16 protein-coding genes are annotated in these 19,826 nt (G+C 66.3%); 3 read left to right on the plus strand and 13 right to left on the minus strand.

What is annotated here, in order from left to right:
* Window positions 1-22: 22 nt before the first annotated feature.
* Together ACHQ4I_RS32310 and ACHQ4I_RS32315 are read right to left on the minus strand one after the other, a co-directional pair.
* Window positions 23-1,834: a DUF3556 domain-containing protein gene (locus ACHQ4I_RS32310; RefSeq protein ID WP_420775667.1), complete on the minus strand. Its 1,812-nt coding sequence runs from the start codon at window positions 1,832-1,834 to the stop codon at window positions 23-25.
* 87 nt (window positions 1,835-1,921) lie between these two features.
* Window positions 1,922-3,376 carry a class I adenylate-forming enzyme family protein gene (locus tag ACHQ4I_RS32315; protein WP_420775668.1) on the minus strand — a complete coding sequence of 485 codons (1,455 nt, stop codon included), beginning with the start codon at window positions 3,374-3,376 and terminating at the stop codon, window positions 1,922-1,924.
* Between the two features lie 176 nt (window positions 3,377-3,552).
* Between ACHQ4I_RS32315 and ACHQ4I_RS32320 the strand changes: the two genes are divergently transcribed.
* Window positions 3,553-4,794, plus strand: coding sequence for a PucR family transcriptional regulator (locus tag ACHQ4I_RS32320; RefSeq protein ID WP_420775669.1), 1,242 nt, complete (start codon window positions 3,553-3,555; stop codon window positions 4,792-4,794).
* Between the two features lie 64 nt (window positions 4,795-4,858).
* On the opposite strand, the gene mhpA (ACHQ4I_RS32325) is transcribed toward ACHQ4I_RS32320, so the two are convergent.
* From mhpA (ACHQ4I_RS32325) to ACHQ4I_RS32340, 4 genes are read right to left on the minus strand one after another with little or no spacing between them, the layout of a single operon-like run.
* A complete protein-coding gene (gene mhpA / locus ACHQ4I_RS32325; RefSeq protein WP_420775670.1) occupies window positions 4,859-6,367 on the minus strand; it encodes a bifunctional 3-(3-hydroxy-phenyl)propionate/3-hydroxycinnamic acid hydroxylase MhpA in 1,509 nt (502 codons plus the stop codon).
* Window positions 6,368-6,398: 31 nt separating this feature from the next.
* Entirely contained in the window at window positions 6,399-8,300 is a 1,902-nt protein-coding gene (locus ACHQ4I_RS32330; RefSeq protein ID WP_420775671.1) for an acyl-CoA synthetase, read from the minus strand.
* A complete protein-coding gene (locus ACHQ4I_RS32335; RefSeq protein WP_420775672.1) occupies window positions 8,297-9,235 on the minus strand; it encodes a fumarylacetoacetate hydrolase family protein in 939 nt (312 codons plus the stop codon). Before ACHQ4I_RS32335 ends, ACHQ4I_RS32330 begins: the two co-directional genes overlap by 4 nt.
* Window positions 9,232-10,365 carry a VOC family protein gene (locus ACHQ4I_RS32340; protein ID WP_420775673.1) on the minus strand — a complete coding sequence of 378 codons (1,134 nt, stop codon included), beginning with the start codon at window positions 10,363-10,365 and terminating at the stop codon, window positions 9,232-9,234. The genes ACHQ4I_RS32335 and ACHQ4I_RS32340 overlap by 4 nt, the downstream gene beginning before the upstream one ends.
* 123 nt (window positions 10,366-10,488) lie before the next feature.
* Between ACHQ4I_RS32340 and ACHQ4I_RS32345 the strand changes: the two genes are divergently transcribed.
* Window positions 10,489-11,151: a TetR/AcrR family transcriptional regulator gene (locus tag ACHQ4I_RS32345; RefSeq protein WP_420775674.1), complete on the plus strand. Its 663-nt coding sequence runs from the start codon at window positions 10,489-10,491 to the stop codon at window positions 11,149-11,151.
* 74 nt (window positions 11,152-11,225) lie between these two features.
* Window positions 11,226-11,861 carry a TetR/AcrR family transcriptional regulator gene (locus tag ACHQ4I_RS32350; RefSeq protein WP_420775675.1) on the plus strand — a complete coding sequence of 212 codons (636 nt, stop codon included), beginning with the start codon at window positions 11,226-11,228 and terminating at the stop codon, window positions 11,859-11,861.
* 64 nt (window positions 11,862-11,925) lie between these two features.
* On the opposite strand, the gene ACHQ4I_RS32355 is transcribed toward ACHQ4I_RS32350, so the two are convergent.
* The 7 genes from ACHQ4I_RS32355 to ACHQ4I_RS32385 all read right to left on the minus strand — a co-directional run bounded on the left by ACHQ4I_RS32355 (window position 11,926) and on the right by ACHQ4I_RS32385 (window position 19,660).
* The gene (locus tag ACHQ4I_RS32355; protein ID WP_420775676.1) at window positions 11,926-13,053 is read right to left on the minus strand and encodes an amidohydrolase family protein; all 1,128 of its coding nucleotides are present in this window, start codon (window positions 13,051-13,053) and stop codon (window positions 11,926-11,928) included.
* Between the two features lie 40 nt (window positions 13,054-13,093).
* Window positions 13,094-14,113: a 4-hydroxy-2-oxovalerate aldolase gene (gene dmpG, locus ACHQ4I_RS32360; RefSeq protein ID WP_420776065.1), complete on the minus strand. Its 1,020-nt coding sequence runs from the start codon at window positions 14,111-14,113 to the stop codon at window positions 13,094-13,096.
* Window positions 14,114-14,154: 41 nt separating this feature from the next.
* Window positions 14,155-15,102, minus strand: coding sequence for an acetaldehyde dehydrogenase (acetylating) (locus ACHQ4I_RS32365; protein WP_420775677.1), 948 nt, complete (start codon window positions 15,100-15,102; stop codon window positions 14,155-14,157).
* Complete coding sequence (locus ACHQ4I_RS32370; RefSeq protein WP_420775678.1) at window positions 15,099-15,914, minus strand: 2-keto-4-pentenoate hydratase; 816 nt, start codon at window positions 15,912-15,914, stop codon at window positions 15,099-15,101. Before ACHQ4I_RS32370 ends, ACHQ4I_RS32365 begins: the two co-directional genes overlap by 4 nt.
* Window positions 15,915-16,014: 100 nt before the next feature.
* Entirely contained in the window at window positions 16,015-17,778 is a 1,764-nt protein-coding gene (gene mhpA / locus ACHQ4I_RS32375) for a bifunctional 3-(3-hydroxy-phenyl)propionate/3-hydroxycinnamic acid hydroxylase MhpA (RefSeq protein WP_420775679.1), read from the minus strand.
* Entirely contained in the window at window positions 17,775-18,803 is a 1,029-nt protein-coding gene (locus ACHQ4I_RS32380) for a VOC family protein (protein WP_420775680.1), read from the minus strand. Before ACHQ4I_RS32380 ends, mhpA (ACHQ4I_RS32375) begins: the two co-directional genes overlap by 4 nt.
* A gap of 2 nt (window positions 18,804-18,805) precedes the next feature.
* Window positions 18,806-19,660, minus strand: a complete 855-nt coding sequence (locus ACHQ4I_RS32385; RefSeq protein ID WP_420776066.1) for an alpha/beta fold hydrolase — start codon at window positions 19,658-19,660, stop codon at window positions 18,806-18,808.
* Window positions 19,661-19,826: the final 166 nt, after the last annotated feature.

Here is a 19,826-nt window from a genome sequence, read left to right on the forward strand (position 1 = left end):
GGAAACTGTTGGGGCGCAAGCGTTATGAAGCCATCTCCGATTCCGGTTCGGGCCTGCGGTGCAGCGCCTGGAACGCTTCCTCGCGCCGCCAGCCGACCTGGAGCGGAATCGGGCCGTCGGGCAGCCACGGGTGTGCCGCCACCGCGTCACGGACCCGCCAGGTGCCGCGTTCGATGACGCCGAGCGCCGCGTCGATCACCTGATACGCCTGGATACCCCGATGGATCGGCTGTGATTCGACCCAGACGACGATCCATTCGCCGGGCTCGAATCCGATCCGGGACTGCACGGCGTTGATCAGGTCGAGGTTGTGCAGGTGGCCGTCGCCGAAGTTGAATCCGATCAGCGAGTTGCAACCGAATTCGGCCTCGCGCACGGTCCAGCGGTCGATATCGGGGATGTGCTTCAGCAGCAGGGAGAACAGACCACGGCCCTGGCTGTGCATGGACCGCCAGGCGATGGTCTGCTGCATGGTGATCTCGGCGACCGCCGGCGGGTAGCCCATGGCCTGCAACTGGTCGACCTGGTTCTGCGTGGGGCGGTGCGGCAGTGCGTTCAACTTCTCCTCCGCACCGGGCGCGAAGGCCCACAGTGCCGAGGCCCAGTTGCCCGCGTACTGGCGCATCGACGGCAGGAAGGACACCAGGTCCGGACGCAGATTGCCCAGGATCGGGCAGAAGACGAGCGCCGCGACGATCGCGACGGTCACCCACGGCGACGACATATCGGTGACGGCATAGCCGTCCCCCGCGGGGAAGCCGAGGAACAGGAAGACGGTCAGATAGCCGAAGATGACATTCCACTCCTGCGGTACCGCGAGCGCGAACATCGAGATGATCGTCAGGTGGAACACCACCATCAGCGCCACCGCCACCAGGGTGACCCAGCGATCGGTGGAGAACAGCAGTACCAGCGGGGTGGCGATTTCCACGGCCGAACCGCCGACGTGCGCGGTGAGCGAGGCCAGTTTCGATGGCCGGATATCGCGCGGGAAGTCACGGTAGTACCGCCGCTTGATGCTCTTGAACGGCACACACGGACCGTTCGAGGTCATCGCCGATACGACATTGGTGAAGTGGTGGCCGTACTTCGACACCCCGGCCCCGATCCACACGACGCAGATCAACAGTTTCGCGGCGATGATCATGTCGACGAATGGCAACACCGCGAAGAACACCAGGGCGGGCAGGTACTGCTCACCTCGGGCGGCGAGGAAGATCGTCTTGTCCCGCAGCCCGCACAGCACGTACAGCACGATCGGCGCGATCAGCAACGTCGGCTGTACGAGACCGGAGGTGTTGTCGGGCACCGCGGCACTCAGCGAAGAGCTCGGTACTCCCGGCAGCAGGATCGGCACCAGCAGACTCGCCAGGAAGGCCAGATACAGCAGCACATCCACGCCCGTGCGGTGGTCACCGCCGGTGAACGGCACCCGCCGCCACGGCCGCAGCCGGATGGCGCCGCGCCGGGCATAGAACAGGACGCCGCCGATCATCGGCTTGAATTTCCCGGCGATCGGCCCCCAGGACCCGGCGAGGCCGATCGCCTCCAGCAGCACCGTCCACAGAATCAGCTTCTGGTAGACGATCGGCTGGTTCCACCACTGCGCCACATCCCAGAACGGGCCGACCCCGGAGGTCCAGGTCACCACCGCGGTACCGCCGAGAATGTAGAGGATCAGCACCTTGACCATGTAGATGGTGTGGATCATCTTCGGCGTGCCGAATCCGTATTCCACCCAGTGCAGGGCCAGTGCTTTCATGCGCTCCATGAGCGGTTTGTCGAGAAATGTCTCCACATCGACCGGCGGGAAGTCCGCCTCTTTGAATCCCATTGTTCGAACCTTTCAACGGCAGGGATTTCGGGTATGCGCGGGCCGCGTCCGAAATCCCGGAGAATTACGGATTACGTGAGAAATCTGCTATGCACTCGGCGCGAGTGCTCGGAGTTTTCGTTTATCGATCTTCCCCACGGGATTTCTGGGCAGTGCGTCGGTGAGGAAGATCGATACCGGCACCTTGATACGGGCCAGCGACCGCGCGCAGTGCTCGATCAGTTCGGCGACGGTGACCGCCGAACCGGGCAATGGCACGACATGCGCGCGGGGCACCTCGCCCAGCACCGGATCGGGCGCCCCGACCACGGCCGCTTCCAGCACACCCGGGTGCGCGTGCAGGACGTTCTCGATCTCCTTGGGGTAGATGTTCTCCCCACCGCGGATGATCATGTCCTTGATCCGGTCCACCAACACCAGGTAGCCGTCGGCATCGAAGCGCCCGACGTCGCCGGTGTGCAGCCAGCCATCGACGATCGTTCGCGCGGTCGCCTCGGGCTGCCCGAGATAGCCGCGCATGACATTCGGGCCGCGTACCACCACCTCGCCGGAGGATCCGTCGTCGAGCACGTTGCCATCGGGATCCATGACCGCGACGGACTGCCCCGGCAGCGGGAGCCCGACCGTCCCCGGCTTCCGTTGCCCCGCAGGCGGATTCAGTGTCGAGGCGCAGGTGCCCTCCGACAGCCCGTAGCCCTCGATGATCGGCACCCCGAAACGGGTTTCGAAGCGTGCGATCAATTCGGCGGGCATCGGCGCGGCGCCGCAGATCGCCCGGCGCAGCGATGAGATGTCACGGCGCGGCTGTTCCGGTTGGGACACCAGCATCGCGTAGATCGCGGGTACCGCGGAGAAGTAGGTCGGCCGGACGCGTTCGACGGCATCAAGGAAACTCGACGCGGAGAACCGGCCCGCGATGGTCGCGCGGCCGCCCGCGAGCAGCGGTGACAGCACGCTCACCACGATCCCGTTGACGTGGAACAGCGGCAGGATCAGCAGACTGTGGTCGGTCTCGTCCAGGCGCACCGCGTCGATGACCATCGCGCACATCGCGGCGATATTGCCGTGATCGAGCATGACGCCCTTGGGTCGCCCGGTCGTGCCGCTCGTATAGATGATCAGCGCCAGCGCATCCGCCGCGACGGAGTCGGTGACGATGGTGTCCGCGTCTTGCGCACCTGCGGCGACATCGGCCACGTCCAGCGTCCCGACGCCGCGCCCGCCCTCGGTGATAACCACTGTGGCCGCGCAATCCTCGACTTGATATCGGGCCTCGTCGTAGGTCAGGTCCGGATTGACCGGGGTAACCGCGGCACCCAGACGCCACGCGGCGAACAGAATTATCACCAATTCCAGGCGATTCGGCAGCACCACCGCGACGACATCTCCGGGCCCGATTCCATGCTCGGATAAAACAGCGGCGGCCGCGCGGACGCGTTTCACAAATGTCTGGTTGTCCAATTGTTCACGGTCATCCGCGATGCAGGGACCGGTCGGGTTCCGGTCGGCTCGGACATCCGGTAATTCGGCGATGCGGTGCACGATTTCCTCACCATTTGATTCGCGGGATGTGATCGGTATTACATTCAACGGTAGGCATCGGGCGAGTCGCCGACTACGGGCCCGTACTCCAGAATTCGCCGACGGCTTTGTACCGCCAGCACAAAGGGTTCCGGAATGCGGCCGAACCCGACCGCGCCGTCGGTTACTGTCCGGCTATGAGTGCCAGCGTGGACCCGATCGTGCGCGATGTCGCGGGACGGATCAAGGCCGATCTCGAGCCCTTGACCGTCGAGATGACCTCGATGTTCACCGAGGTGATCCCGGAGTTCCGGCACGATAGCGAGGTGCGGCGGCTGATGGTCGCGAGCACGTCCTCCAATCTGGTCGCCATCCTCGACATGCTGACCCTGAGCATCTCCCTCGACGACATCACCGTGCCACCGGCCGCCGCCGAATACGCCCGCCGATTCGCCCAGCACGATCTGTCCCTGGAAGCACTCCTGCGCGCCTACCGCCTCGGCGAGCACATGTTCCTGCAGCAGGCCATGACGACCCTGCGCGGATCCGAACGGACCGCCGACGAGGCACTGGTGACGATGAGCCGGATCGCGCTGCTGGTCAACAGCTACATAGACCAGATCATCGAGGGAATCATCGACATCTACGAGGCCGAGCGTCGCCGCTGGGACGCCCGCTCCGACGCGACCCGCGCCGCACAGATCCGCGCCGTGCTCGACACCGATGAACTGGATCTGGCATCGGCCGAACAGATGCTGGCCACCTCACTGCGCGGCTGGCACCTCGCCGCCATCATCTGGATACCGCCGGGCTCCCCCGATCCGGGCGGCCTACTGCGCGCTGGCGCGGCCATGCTGTCCGCGGCCACCGGAAAGTCCGCACTGACGGTCACCGTCGACGAACAGAATTGCTGGGCCTGGATCTCCTCGACCGGCAAACCCACCCTCGACGCCGGCCGGCTCGACAGCGAGTTGCGCACGCGGCCTGCACTGCGCATGGCGGTCGGGGAACCCGGCACCGGGCTCGACGGATTCCGCCGCACCTTCCACGACGCACAACGCGCCCGCGGCGTCGCCATCGCGACCACCCACCTCGACCGTCAGCTCACGCTGCATTCCCGGGTCGCCCTGGCCAGCTTGCTGATCGACCACCTCGCCGACGTCAGGACCTTCGCACATCGAGTGCTCGGTGACCTCATGCGCGACGATGAGGCGACCGCGCGGCTGCGGGAAACCGTGCAGATCTTCCTCGACGCCCGGGGCAGCTTCACCGACGCCGCCACCCGCATGCACGTGCACAAGAACACCGTCCACTATCGAGTCCGCAAAGCCGAGGACATCCTCGGCCACCCGGTAACCGAGAATCGGCTCGAACTCGAGGTCGCCCTCTTGGCCTGCGCGCAGCTCGGACTGGACAGCACAGGGCGACGCCCCGGCTGACCAACCGTTCGCTACCCGGCGATGAGAGGTGCGGTGCACGGATGGCCGCGCTCGATCTTCGCGATCACGGGCGACCGGTGAAGCGCGGTAGGGCGGCGCAGAGGGTGGCGAGGGTTCGGGCGCTGCGTTGTACGGTGCCGTCGGGGCGGACCAGGATGGCTCGGGTTCGGCGTAGCCAGCGGTGCAGGTCGGTGCCCGGGTGCGCGATCACCAAGGCGGCACCGTGTCGCTCGATGAGTGCCCGGTGTTGTGGTGACGGGGTTGTCGTGGTGATGATCGCGAAGCGGTCGGCGATGTGATCGTCGAGTCGGTGGCCGTCCTCGAGGGTGGGGTTCGGGACCAATCGGCCCGCGAGGCGGGAAAGGCGGTGCGGTGCGACCAGTTCCGTGCGGTGCAGCGGCGGGGTTTCGCCGCTGGTGACCAGGCTGGTGAGGCCGGGGACGCGGCGCAGATGCGGTGCGAGCAGGCGGCGCAGGCGATAGCCGAGTTCGCCCCCGCTGGTCATGGTCATGCCGGTCAGCTCGGCCAAGCGAATCATGGCTCGTGCGTGCGGTTTTCGCTCGGATTCGTAGGTATCCAGGACGCTGTCGGGTAGTTCGCCGTGTAGTACACCGGCCAGCTTCCACGTGAGGTTGGCCGCGTCGCGCAGTCCGGCGCCCATGCCCTGCCCGACGAACGGTGGGGTGAGGTGCGCGGCGTCGCCGAGGATGAATATCCGCCGTCGGCGCCAGCGATCGGCGAGTTGGGCGCGGAAGGTGTACTCGGCTACCCGGACGAGTTCGAGGTCGGCGGCCGCGGTGTCGGCGGTCCACGGCCGGATCAGCGGGTGCAGCCGCGCGATATCCGGGTAGTCGGCGGCGGTTTCGCCCGGCCGGAGCCGGAATTCCCAGCGGTAGCGGGTCTTTCCGATGCGCATATAGGTGGCCGCGCGCACCGGATCGCACACCTGGTGCACGCCGTCCCACTGGTCGAGTTCGACGGTGGTCGCGACGTCGACGACGAGCCAGCGCTGTTCGAATTTCAGATCCCGCATATGCGCGCCGATGGCGGTGCGCACCAGGCTATTGGCGCCGTCGCAGCCGAGCACGTATCGCGCCCGCACCGTCTCCGATGCGCCGGTGATCCGGTCGGTGAAATCGACTCGGACACAATCGGTCTCCTCGGCGAGGCGGACAACCTCGACGTTCCCTCGGAGGGTGGCCCGCGGGTGCCGTGCCAGGTTGGCGCGCAGAATCGCTTCCAGTTCCGGCTGATCGAACAGATTCGCCTCGGGATAACCATTTCGCCCGCCCGCCGGATCGCGATCGAATTGGGTCAGCACCCGCATCTTCCGGTCGAGCAGGCGCAGCCCGAGGGCCGGTCGCGTAATGGCGTCGAAGTCGGCACCGACTCCGAGTCGCTCCAGGATCCGGCGGATTTCGCCGTCGAGATGTACCGCCCGCGGCTGCGGGAAGACGCCTTCCCAGCGTTCCAGCACCACCGATTCGATGCCGTATCGCGCCAGCAAAGTGGCCGCGGTGAGACCGGTAGGACCCGCGCCGACTATTACGACCGGGACAACCTCGGTGTTCACGAGTTCGCCCCGAACAACACGGCCGCGATTCTCATTGGCGCACCACGACTTTCGACGCGATCGCGTATCGGCCGAGGATCTGTTCCACGGCCCGCGCATCCGCCGACGCGTCGAGCTCGACCGTCGCGAGGATCGAACCGTCCTCGACGACCGCGGCGATGCTGTGCACACCGGGAACCCGATCGAGCGCATCGCGGAGTTCACGCCGGGTCGCGTCGGCGCGCAACCGGAGTTTGTACGGTTTGCCGACGTCGGTGACCGGCAACGCATCCAGGACGACAACGGATTTGGGCGCCGCGGCCCGCTCGGTCACCTGTTCGCTCGCCCAGGCCAGCAGGTCGTCTTCGGTGACGGTGGCGTCGGGAGCGAGGGTGACATAGGCGGCGGGCACCTCGCCGGAATGCACGTCGGGGCGGCCGACCGCGCCCGCCGCGATCACCTGGGGATGCGCCAGCAGCGCGTCTTCGACGATCGCGGGATCGATATTGTGCCCGCCGCGAATGATCAGATCCTTGGCGCGGCCCTGCAGTTGGATGAATCCGTCGGCGTCGATGCTGGCCAGGTCACCGGTGTCGAGCCAGCCGTCGACCAGTTTGCCGAGTCCGTCCAGGACGTAGTCGCGCTCGGTGCGGCCGATCACGTAGCCCGCGAAAACCGTTGGGCCGCTGATGGTCAGCACGCCGGTCGCGCCGGGAGCCAGCTCGTCCCAGGCTCCGTCCTCGCCGATCCGGACCACCTTGACGTGCTGGTACGGCATGCGTTGCCCCACCGCTCCCGGCCGCGGCCGATCGGGAAAGCTGCGCGCGCTCGCGCAGGTCGCTTCGGTGAGGCCATAGCCCTCTACGAGGGTGACTCCGGTCTGGGTTTGGAAGTTCTCCCGCACCGCGGACGGCAGCGGCGACGCACCGACCATCGCATAGCGCAGGCTCGAGATATCGGCGTCGACCGGACATTGGGCCAGTACCGCGTACACGGTGGGCACCGCGCTCATCGCGGCGATTCGATAGTGCTCGACGATATTCCAGAATTCGCCGTACAGGGCGAAGTCGCGGTAGCCGAGCGGTCCGGCCCAGACCACCGACTGCCCCTTGAACAATGGCGCGAGCAGCGTGACGACCAGTGCGTTGACGTGGAACAGCGGCAGTGCCGCGAATACCACCGCGTCCTCGTCGAATAGGGAGTTGGCGGCGATCATCCAGGCGTTGGCGACCTCGCCCGCATGGGTGTGCGCGGCCAGCTTCGGCGTCCCGGTGGTGCCGCCGGTGTGGAACAGTGCCGCCAACTCCGTCGCGATCGGCGGCTGTCCGGCGAAGGATATCGGATCCTCTTCTACCGCAAGAACATCCAGATAGCCGATCCGAACCCCGTCGATAGCGGGTAGCGGGTCGGCGACAGCCGGTGCGGTCGGACGCAGGACGAGCAGCGCGTCGAGCAGACCTTCGGCCGCCAGTGCTCGCGCGGATTCCCATGTGTCGCTGGCGAGTTCGGGTCCAGCGGTAATCAAAATCCGGGCACCGGAACGCCGCAGCAATTCGGCGATGTGCTGCCGGGACAGGCCGCCGTTGATCGGCGCGGCGACGCCCGCCAATTGGGCGGCCAGCGTCGCCGGAATCAACTCGGCACAATTGGGCGCGATGAGCGCTACCGCGTCACCGCGCCGGACACCGAGTTCGTGCAGCAGATTCGCATAGCGGTGGACATCGGCGAGCAGCTGAGAGTAGCTGCGCCGCACCGGTTCCCGCCACCGCGCCGCCTCGGGCAGCACGGTCAGCGCAATACGCTCCGGCCACAGTGCCGCGGCCCGCGTCAGCAGGGCGTAGGTCGATTCCGGCAGGCCGCGCTCGGCCAGTGGCACGGATTCGATATCGGGCAGGTCGTCGGGTGACTCGTAGCGCGGCCACAGCGCGGTTTCGGTCACTATCTGCTCGGTCATCGCGCATACCTCACGACGGTGCGCTGGCGGCCCAGATCGATCGCGCCGTCGTCAGTGGCGATCGAGGCCTCCACCGTGTCGCCGTCCTTCAGATACTTCGAGTTCTTGGCCTGGCCCTGGAAGAACAGCTTCCATTTGACCGCCGGCGGCAGCAGATTGGCGATGAACTGCACCGGCTTGGGCGGAGCGCTGATCGCCGTGCCGACCGGGGTTCCGGTCAGCAGCAGATCGCCCGCGTCCATCCGCTGAAAGCGCGTGAGTTCACGCAGCGTTTGCACCGGCCGGTAGATCATGTCCGCGACCGTCATGTCCTGGCGCACTTCGCCGTTGACCCACAGTCGCAGCCGCAGATCGACGAAGCGCTTCAGCTCGTCGGCATCCAGCAGCACCAGCGCCGGACCGACCGGCGTGAATGTCGGATACGACTTCGCCTCGTAGAACTGGGTTTTCGGCAACTGCACATCACGCGCGGACACATCATTGGTGACCACCAGTCCCGCGATGTAGTCGGCGAGGTTCTCGGCGGTGATCTCGGTGCCGACCGCCATCTCGCGGCCGAAGACGAGCCCGATCTCCACCTCGTAGTCCAGCAGCCGCACATGCGCGGGCCGCACCACGTCGTCATGCGGACCGCTGATCGAGCCCGAGGACTTGCGGAAGAAGGTCAGCGGCACCGTCTTCGGATCCATGCCCGAATCCTCGACGTGCGATACGAAATTCGTCATCTGCGCCACCACCCGGCACGGGGCGGTGACCGGCGAGACGAGCGAAAGGCTCTCGACGGCAACGAGATCGGAACTCCCCGCCGCGGCGACAATCGCCGCACGGTCCGCCAGCAACTCACCCGTGGTGGTCGCCGCGGTGTCGATGCGGGCGGCACCACCCGACGCCAGCACCCACCAGGCGTCGGCGGTGCGAAGTACGGAAAGACTCATGAATTGGCTACTTTCAACAGGCCGCGCAGGCGGCGGAGATCGAATTCGTTGTCCTCGCGCAGCGCGTCGACGATCGCGCGCAGCTCGCGCACCGATTCCCGGCCGGGAGCGATGCCGAGGAAGTCCTTGGTGACCGGCGGCCCCCACTGGGACAGTCCGGACGCACTCATCGGCGCCCAGCCCGGCTCGAGTGTGCAGTCGAACATGTCGCCGTCGCTGAAATGCTCGACCATGAACCCGTCCGGATCGCGCCAGTAGTCGAAGATCTGACTGCCCTGGACGTGGCGGCCGATCCCCCACGACCGGTGGTATCCGTGCTCCCGCAGATATTCACCACCCGCGGCCAGCGCATCCAGATCGACCACCTGATAGGCCGAATGGATGTATCGATTGGACGGGCCGAGCGCGAGCGCCAGGGTGTGATGATCGGTCGGGACCGAGCCATGGTCGCAGCGGATGAAGCTCATCACCGGCCCGCGTTCCCGCTGGCCCGGGTGGTAGAGGAAGTCGCTGACGATCAGGCCCAGATGCCGCAGATACCAGTCGAGCGTTTCTCGGTACTTGGTCGTCTGCACCACGACATGTCCGAGCCGCTGCACCCGGGCGGGCTCACGCGGCGGCCGCTGCGTGCCGTTCACCCGCCCCAGCTGCTGTCCGAAGTTGAAGGCGTGCGGCTCCTGGGCGGGTAAGGCAGCCAGCACCTGCGTCTCGGCGACGACCCGGACGCGCAGGCCACTGGGGTCGGTCAAATCCACGACGAGCCCGCCCAGACTGTCGGGCAGCGGCAGAACCTTCGCATCGGCCGCCTCCGCGAGGCGCACCAGATCGGCGGCATCCGCCGCCTGATACGCCGGGCCGATGAACCGCGAGCGCGCACCTCGGCGAATGAGCACGCAGGGCGACCCGGCATCGGTGCCGCGCAGCTGCAACTCCTCGGCGGTGCGCAGCGCTGTGGTGAATCCGAATGCGTGAGCGAATATTTCGGCACGCTCGAGGTCCGGCTTCTCGAACTCCAGCCAGGCCAGATCGTGCACCTTGACGATCGGATTCCGCGCCCGCCCCGGATGCTCGCCGGGCCGGGCGCCCTGCGCGCTGTGCAGACCCGCATGCGGGTCGTGCTGGTCGGTCATCGGACACTCCCTTCTACTGACGATATCGTCACTCAAGAGCATCGCGTCAGTCAAGAGGTTTTGAAGAATTCGTCAATACTGAGCCGATGGGCTATGCTGGGCGTTCACAGATCGGGGAGAGAGATGGCCGACAAGACTCGCGAGGAACCCAACCGCTTGGAGCGCCGCAAGGCGCGGACCCGTGCCGCGCTGGTCACCGCGGCACAGTCGTTTATCGCGGCCGGAAAACTGAATGCGCCGATTCTGGAGATCACCCAGGCGGCCGATGTCGGTATGGGTTCGTTCTACAACCACTTCCAGAGCCGGGAGGAGTTGTTCGAGGCCGCGGTCGAGGAGGCACTCGACCGACACGGCGCCGCACTGGATCTGTTGTGCGCGAACATGGACGATCCCGCGCATGTCTTCGCGCAGAGCTTCCGGCTCACCGGTCGGCTGCACCGCCGCAATCCCACCCTCAGCAAGGTGCTGCTCAATAACGGACTGGCCCTGATCCGCTCGGACCGGGGCCTGGCCCCGCGGGCGAGCCGCGATATCGAGGCCGCGACCCGTGCGGGCCGATTCCAGGTTCGCGACGTCGAGCTGGCGATGACCATCGTCGCGGGCGCCGCCATCTGCCTCGGCCAACTGCTGCACGAGCAGCTCGACCGCGACGACGCCGCGGCCACCGATCAGGTCGCCGAGGATCTACTGCGCATGTTCGGGCTGCCGGCCGAGGAGGCCCACGACATCTGCCAGCGCCCACTGCCGTCCCTCGACGCGCTGCCGGACACCGGCACCGCCGCCTGACCACCTGCAACAATCGCCTCTGATCCTTTCCTCAGATATGATTTCGGTGACGAATTCGAGGGGAAGAGGAGCCGATGGCCGAGCCCGTAGTGCGCAACCGCATCGATCGCCGACGCGAGCGCACCCGCAACGCATTGCTCGGTGCGGCACGAAAGTTCCTGTCGGAGGGGCGTTCCGCGGTGAGCATCCAGGAGATCACCGATGCGGCGGATGTGGGATTCGGATCCTTCTACAACCACTTCACCTCGAAAGAGGAATTGTTCGACGAGGCCGTGCGCTCGGTGCTGCAGGTCTACAGCGAGATGCGCGACGATATCGTGGCGCTCTACGAAGATCCTGCCGAGGTATTCGCGGTGAGCTTCCGGATGACCGGTCGCCTGCAGCGCCAGATTCCCGAGGGTGTTCGGGTGCTCCTGAATTCCGGTACGTCGGTGCTGCTGCGCGACGAGGGCCTGGCCCCGCGTGCCCGCCGCGACATCATCGCCGCCCAGGAGGCAGGCCGGTTCGAGCCGATGGATCCGGATATGGCGATCATGGCCGCGGGCGGGTCACTGCTGGGACTGCTGCAACTGTTGGACGCCCGGCCCGAGGCCGACGCCGGGGCGCTCACCGACGAGATGACCTTCCACGTGCTGCGGATGTTCGGCATGAACAAGCGCTCGGCGCAGAAGCTGACCACCAATCCGCTGCCGCCGCAGCCGCAGATCTGACTGTGCACGGTCCGCCACATCCACCATCTCGCACGCGGCCAATGGTCCCGCTTGCTGCTTCAGGTCAGCCGTTGACCGCTGCGGACAGCCGGGGCAATTGCCGCAGCGGGTTGTGGTGTTCGACCTCCATGCGCTGGTCGGCGTCGAAAACATCACTGAGCCCGGGTGCGGGGTCGCGGGTTCCGCTCTGCGGCAATGTGAGTGCGCTGAAGGGCCAGTCGGAGCCGAAGACGATGTGGTCGCGGCTCGTCACGGCGCTCACGCCGGCCATGGCGGCCGCCGAGCCGCTGAGCGCGGTGTCGTAGTAGAACCGCGAGATCTGGTTCTTGATATCGAGCACCGATGGTTTCGGCAGATCTTGCGGCCACAGCTCGCCCAGTACCGTTTGCGAGGCCACGCTGATCCGGTGGGACAGGAACGGCACGGTCCCGCCCGCGTGGGCGAGTTGGAAACGAATGTTCGGGTAGCGCTGCGTCATTCCGGTCACCATCATCATGGTGGCCGCCCGCGTGGTGTCGAAGGTGAACTCCTCCAGGAAATCCGGCAGCGGCAGTTTCGGCTTGGCGAGATCGGGAATGGCGGCGGGGTGCACGAAGACGTAGGCGTTGCGCTGGTTCAGCGCGATCATCAGCGGTTCGAACCGCGGATCGCCGAGGTAGACGCCGTTGTAGGCCGAGAGCAGGATCACCCCGTCGAGATGCAGTTCGTCGAGGGCGTAGATCGCCTCGGCGATCGAGGCAGTGATATCGGGCATCGGTAGTACGGCGAAGGCCCCGAATCGCGTGGGATTCGATCGGAACAGACCGGCGGCACAGGTATTGCAGTAGCGGGCCATATCGCTGGCCTCTTTACCGTCAAGGAACGATACGCCTGGATCCGACACCGAAAGCGCTTGAGCCTGAATGCCGTAGTAGTCCATGAACGCCACCGCCTGCTCCGGTGACCACTCCGGCGTCGGGTACCCGCCGATGGTGAGGTGACCGTGATCCAGCAGTGCGGCACGGTAATCCGGCGGCAGGAAATGCGCGTGCAGGTCGATGCGGTAGGTCCCGGACGGCGCGGCCTGCTGGGTGCGAGCCGGGGCGGCGAGAGCGCTCGGCATCGCTGCCGCCGCGGCCGCGCCGAGCGTTCCGGCGACGGCGCTGCCGAGTGCGCGTCGACGGCTGACCATCGGCCGGGCAGAATCGTTCACAGAGTTTCGCCTTTCGGTGTTGAATTCGACCGCAGCCGCCTCATGCGGTCAGGGCTGCCAAGTCGAGTGCGATGTCCACGATCATGTCTTCTTGCCCGCCGACCAGCCCGCGACGTCCCGCCTCGGTCAATAGCGTCCGAACATCGATTCCGTATGTGGCGGAGGCCTTTTCAGCATGGCGCAGGAAGCTCGAATACACCCCGGCATAGCCGAGGGTCAGTGTTTCGCGGTCCACCTGGACCGGTCGTTCCATGAGCGGGCGGATCAGATCGTCGGCGGCATCGGTGAGCCGGTTCAGATCCGCACCGTGCTCCCAGCCGGTCAGATCGGCGACGGCGACGAACGCCTCCAGCGGTGTATTGCCGGCACCCGCGCCGAGTCCGGCCAGCGACGCGTCGACGCGGGTCACGCCCTCCTGCACGGCGACGACACTATTGGCGACCGACAGCGACAGGTTCTGATGCGCGTGGATGCCGATCTCGGTGCTCTCCTCCAGCACGGCCCGGTAGGCGCGGACGCGTTTGCGCACGCCGTCCATGGTGAGCCGCCCGCCGGAGTCGGTGACGTAAACGCACTGTGCGCCATAGGATTCCATGAGCTTCGCCTGTGCCGCGAGCCCGACGGGGGTGTTCATATGGCTCATCATCAAGAACCCCGAGACGTCCATACCGAGCTCGCGGGCGTAGGCGATGTGCTGAGCGGAGATATCGGCCTCGGTGCAGTGGGTGGCAACCCGCACCGAACGCACCCCGAGATCGTAGGCGCGGCGCAGATCCTCGATGGTGCCGATACCGGGCAGCAGCAACGTGGTCAGCCGAGCGTAGGTCAACGCACCCGCGGCGGCTTCCAGCCACTGCCAATCGGTATGGCTGCCTGGGCCGTAGGTGAGGCTGCCGCCGTGCAGGCCGTCGCCGTGCGCGACCTCCACCGCGTCCACACCGGCCGCGTCCAGGGCCGCCGCCACGGCGGCGACCTTATCCGGGGTGATGCGGTGGCGCAGCGCGTGCATACCGTCGCGCAGCGTCACATCCTGCAGAAAGACTTCGGTCCCGCCCGCCATCCGGCCGCCACCGCTTATCGAATCGCTGTGCGATGCTGTGCTCACTTCACACTCTCCGGGGTCGATACTGCGGCAAGGCGTTCGGCGACGCGCAGCGCGGCCGAGGTCATGATGTCGAGGTTTCCGGCGTAGGCCGGGAGATAGTGGGCGGCGCCTTCGACTTCCAGGAACACCGAAATCTGGTGTGTGACAACGGCATCGCCGACGAGAGTGCGCGGCGCGGTGTCGGTCGCGACCGGGGTGATCTGGATGTCCTGCTTCAGCCGGTAGCCGGGAACGTAGGCGGCTACCTCGACGACCATCGCGGCAATCGATTCGCGCACGGCCGCATGGGTTTCCGGGCTCGGATCGCCGATCAGTGCGAGCACGGTGTCGCGCATGATCAGCGGCGGCTCGGCCGGGTTGAGGATGATGATCGCCCGGCCGCGCGTCGCACCGCCGACGGCTTCGATCGCGTGCGAGGTGGTCTCGGTGAATTCGTCGATATTCGCACGGGTGCCGGGTCCGGCCGATTTCGACGCGATCGAGGCGACGATCTCGGCGTAGGCCACGTTGGTGACCCGGGAGATGGCGGCGACGATCGGGATGGTGGCCTGGCCGCCGCAGGTCACCATGTTCACATTGGCACTGCCCAGGTGCTCGTCCAGATTGACCGCGGGCACGACGAAGGGGCCGATCGCGGCCGGGGTCAGGTCGATCAGGCGTTTGCCGTGCGGCTCGAGCGCGGCGGCATTGGCGCGGTGCGCTCCGGCGGAGGTGGCGTCGAAGACGACCTCGATCTCGTCGAAGTCCGGTATGCCGATCAGGCCGGTGACGCCGTCCGCGGTGGTCGCCACGCCGAGGCGGTCGGCCCGAGCCAGGCCGTCGGAATCGGGATCGATGCCGACCATGGCGGCCATCTCCAGGGTGTCCGACAGACGCAGTACCTTGATCATCAGGTCGGTGCCGATATTGCCCGAACCGATTACGGCGACTTTTGTGCGGCTCACATTTCCTCCAGCGTGAAGTCGACGGCAGCGAGTGTCTGTGTGCCGCTGAATAATTCGGACCGGACTCGGACACCGGCACGCAGCGGGGCCATCGGGCCGAGCGCACCCGACAGCACGATCTCGCCGGCGCGCAGCGGTTCGCCGAGGTCGCGGGCGGTGCGCGCCAGCCACGCCAGCGCGTTGAGCGGATCGCCCAGGCAGGCCGAACCTGTTCCGGTAGAGACGATTTCACCGTCGATCGTCATGGTCATCGCGACCTCATGGGGTTCGAACTCATCCAGCGAGAGCCGATCGGTCCCGAGGACGAACCAGCCACTGGACGCGTTATCGGCGACTGTATCGCCGAAGCTGATATCCCAGTCGGCAATGCGGCTGTCCACGATCTCCAGCGCGGCGACCGCGTACCGCACCGCACCCCGGACACTGATCGCATCCAGCTGATCGGTGTCGAGATCGGCCCCCAGCACGAACGCCAATTCGGCCTCGATCTTCGGCTGCAACAACGGAGGGCGCCGCGCCGCAACGGTTTCCGAAACGTCCATATCGGCGAACAGGACGCCGAAGTCCGGCTGATCCACGCCGAGTTGCCGCTGGACCGCCGGTGCGGTGAGTCCGATCTTGCGTCCGACGATTCGAGCACCGGCAGCCAAGCGAGTCCGGAGACCGATGCGCTGCACCGCATATGCCAACTCGACATCGTCGGGGCCGATGAGGTCACGCACCGGGGTGACCGGCACCCCGGAGACGGCGGCTGTCGCCAGTCGTTCGGCGGCCATCTGCACGGCCGGGATATCCGTTCTTGTGGTCGTCATAGCGTCCTGTCTCGCTGACTTATCTTCCAGCACAACCGAATTCGGGCATGCGATGTCATGCGCGTTCGTTCGGACCTGCGGGCGCGGGCGCGGGCAGGTGTCACCGCGCCTCCTGGAGGTTCTGCCTATCGACCGGCGCGACCGGCGATTGGTCGGATCCCGTTGGAGCTGCTGCGGTCGGGTACACCGCCGAGCCGGTGAGCTGTCGGAACAGTTCGGCGATCAGCGGGCCGCCGCGCCCGGCGGCAGCGGTGCCGAAGACGAACCGGTCCGGGCGCAGCAGCACCAGCCCGCCGGTGCCCACCCCCGCCTTGGCGAACCATCGGATCAATGCGCCGGTGTGGTCCTCGATGTCGGTGTAGTCGTCACCGGTGGTGCGCCCGTCACCGGGCTCGCCCTGCGGTCGCCCGCCGATCGGGTACACGGTGACGAACCGGGTGCCCAGCCTCCGCAGCGCCGCCAGGTCGTCGGCGCTGAGCGCGGCGCGCGGGTCGACACCGTAGCCGATAGCCGAAAAACCAAGGCCCAGAACGTCATCGAAGCGGCGGTGGTGACCGTCATAGGTCCGCACGTCGGGCTGCGGGGCGAGTACACCCTCGACCCCGCGCCACCCACGCCGAGGCAGCCCGAGATATGCGCCGCGACGGAACCGCGGCGACGGCTTCATCTTCGCGCCCCGAATCCAGCCGCCGAGTCCCGGCACCCGCAGCGCGGTGGTCAGCGCGAGGTCCCTGGCCGCCGCGACCAGCTTGTTGTCGAAGGAGACGATGTTCTTGTTCAGCACCGAGAAATCGATCATCGCCTTGGCGTGCGGCCGGCGTTCGGACTCATAACTGTCCAGAATCCGCTGGTCGGCGCCGTGCCGAAGGATTGCGGTGAGCTTCCACGACAGGTTGTCCGCGTCGCGCACCCCGGAGTTCATGCCCTGTCCGACGAACTGCGGGGTCATGTGCGCGGCGTCACCGGCGATCAAGATCCGCCCGTCCCGCCACCGATCGGCGACCACGGCATTGAAGGTGTAGACCAGCCTGCGCAATACCTCGACCTCGTCCGGATCTATGAAACGCGCGATGTGGCGGCGCACGGTCTCCGGATCCTCCATCTCCTCCTTGGTCTGAGATTCGGTCAGCATGAATTCGAAGCGGTGATGCCCATCCGGTTGCGGGCACGACACGATCGGCAGTACCGGATCGCAGACAAAGTTGAAATACGGCAGATGCCGGAACGCATCCACGCCGTCCTTTGCCTTCAGATCGACTACCAACCATCGCTCCGGAAAGCTGGTCCCGCTCATATCGATACCGAGTTCGGTGCGCACCACACTGCGGCCGCCGTCACAACCGACCAGGTACTGTGCCCGCACCCGCTCGGCGGTCCGCGGATCGGTATCCGGCGCACGTTTGCCATAGCCGGTGCCCCGGCACTGCGCATGTTCGACGTTGACCCCGGATTCGTCCTGGTCGAACGCGACGACCTCACGACCACGCCGCACCGTGACGTGCGGGTAGCGGCCGAGGGCACGTTCGAGGGTGTTCTCCAGATAAGGCTGGTACAGGAAATTGACCACCGGCCACCCCAGCGGGCGGTCGGTCTGATGGAACTGCACCAACACCCGGCCGTCGCCGCGCACCCACTGCACGGTCGAATCCACGTTCATATCGGCCGCCAGTTCGTCTGCCGCACCGGCGGTTTGGAAGATGCGCATGCCTTCGTCGTCGGTGTAGACCGCACGCGCCAGCCCGTAATACTCCGGTTCACGTTCGAGGACGAGCACGCTCACCCCGCGCCGCCCCAACAGATTGGCCAGCGTCAGGCCGGTCGGCCCGAGGCCGACGACCACCACGTCGTAGTCGGTGGTACTCATCGTGGAATTTCTCCTGCCAGCTGCGGAATGGTGATTTCCGGTGTGGTCGAGGTCCGCAGGGCCTGACGGAACTGGGCGAACTTGTCCAGCACGGTCTCCCCCACTGTCGTGTGGCCCCAGATGCTGATGCCCTGGTATGTGCTCGGCTCCCAGGTGGTTTCGAGTTCCGGACCGATCACGACCGGATTCCAGCCGACCTCGAGTTCGAAACCCGACGGCGTCACGCAATAGAAGGACAGCTCGCGGTCGTTGGTGTGCTGACCGACCGACCACGCCATCCGAAAACCGAGATCGGTGACGCGTCCGAATGCGCAGAGCATGTCATCCAAGGTCGCGGACTGAATATTGATGTGCTGCACCCGAGTTCGAATCGGATCGATCTTGATACCGCGGAGATTGGCAATGGCGATCGAATGGTGGCGCTCGTTGACCCGCAGGAACCGGATCTTCATCTTCAGCCCGGAGACGTTCTCATCGATGTAGTCGCTGAGCCGGGAGTCGAAAACCGTGTTGTAGTAGCCGCGCATCGCTTCCGGCTCCCGCGAGACGATCGCGACATGACCGAGCCCGGCCTCGCCGGTCACCCAGCCGGAGCTGAGCATCCGCAGCGGCTCGGGTGTGGTCACCGGGACCGTGAAGATCTCCTGCACAATGCCTTTCGGGCCGGGAAAGCGCCACAGTCGCTCAACGCCCCGCAGCGCGGCCTCCTCCGGGGCACCCTCGACGATCGGGACATCCCGATCGGTCACCCGGGCCACGATGCGGTCGAAAGCCTGGTGGTCGTCGACGTGCCAGCCCAGTGCGGTGACATCCTCGGCCGGACCACGCTGGATGAGAAATCGACAGGTGTGGTCGTCGAGACGGAAACGCAGTGCGCCGCGGTCGATCTCGTCCACGTGCATACCGATCGCATCGGCGCCGAACCGTCGCCAGTCCGGCAATCGATTCGATTGCACCGCAACGTATCCCAGATGAACGGCACCGAACACCGAGCCATCGGTGTTCGGGCGCAGGAACCGACTCATGATCACGCCTCGAGAAACGCGGTGGCCATGGTGTTGAACAGCTCGGCGCGTTCCCATTGCACCCAGTGGCCGGTATTGGCGGCCAGGTACAGATCGCAGTTCGGCATGGTCTCGGCCAGCAGCCGGCCGCCTTGGGGCCGGTTGACCTTGTCGTCGGCACCCCAGATCACCAGCGTGGGATGGGTGACCTCGCGCAGGCGTGAGTCTCGGGTGAAATCCATCCGCCACAGCGTGCGCAGCGCCAGCGGGCCCGACGGGCGACGCAGCGGCGGGTCGGCCACCACCTCGGGGTCGATGCTGGCCTGGAAGCGCAACTCGATCAGCTCATCGGGCACCGCCGCTCCGTCGAACACCAGATATTCGCGGATGAATCGGGTGATCTTCTCCCGACTCGGTCCGCTGCCGGGGTAGTAGGCCAGCAATTCCTGTAGGCCCTTGGTCGGCAGCGCGCGCGTGGAGCCGACGCCACCGGGCCCCATCAGGATCATCCGGCCCACCTTCTCCGGCCGGTCCATCGCCAGCCGCAGCGCAGCCGCACCACCGTAGGAGTTGCCGACCATATGCGCCGAGGCGATGCCCAATTCGTCCAACAGGCCACCGATGACGCGCCCCAGGTAACCGAACGGATCCGACTGATCGACCCGCTTCGACGACCTCCCGTAGCCGGGCATATCCGGCACGATCACGCGGAACCGCTGCGCCAGGACCTCGATATTGCGCGAGTAGTTCGACAGCCCGGTCGCACCCGGACCACCGCCGTGCAGCAGGACCACCGCGGGCCCGGATCCGGCCTCGCTGAAGAAGACCTCACGCTCGCCGACCCGGACCTTGCGCCCGGCCCCGACCACCTTGTCGATGCTTGTCACAGCTACCTCCACGACTGTTCCTGATGAAATCATCAATCACGATGACCATCGCTGTCAAGAAGAAAATGATGAAAACATCAGAATGCTGAGCCGACGCGCGTCTATGCCGCCTCCAATTTGATCGAATATGTCAAACATGATGAAATCATCACAAGGG

This window comes from Nocardia nepalensis (assembly GCF_048910785.1).
In the GTDB taxonomy this organism is placed as follows: domain Bacteria; phylum Actinomycetota; class Actinomycetes; order Mycobacteriales; family Mycobacteriaceae; genus Nocardia; species Nocardia nepalensis.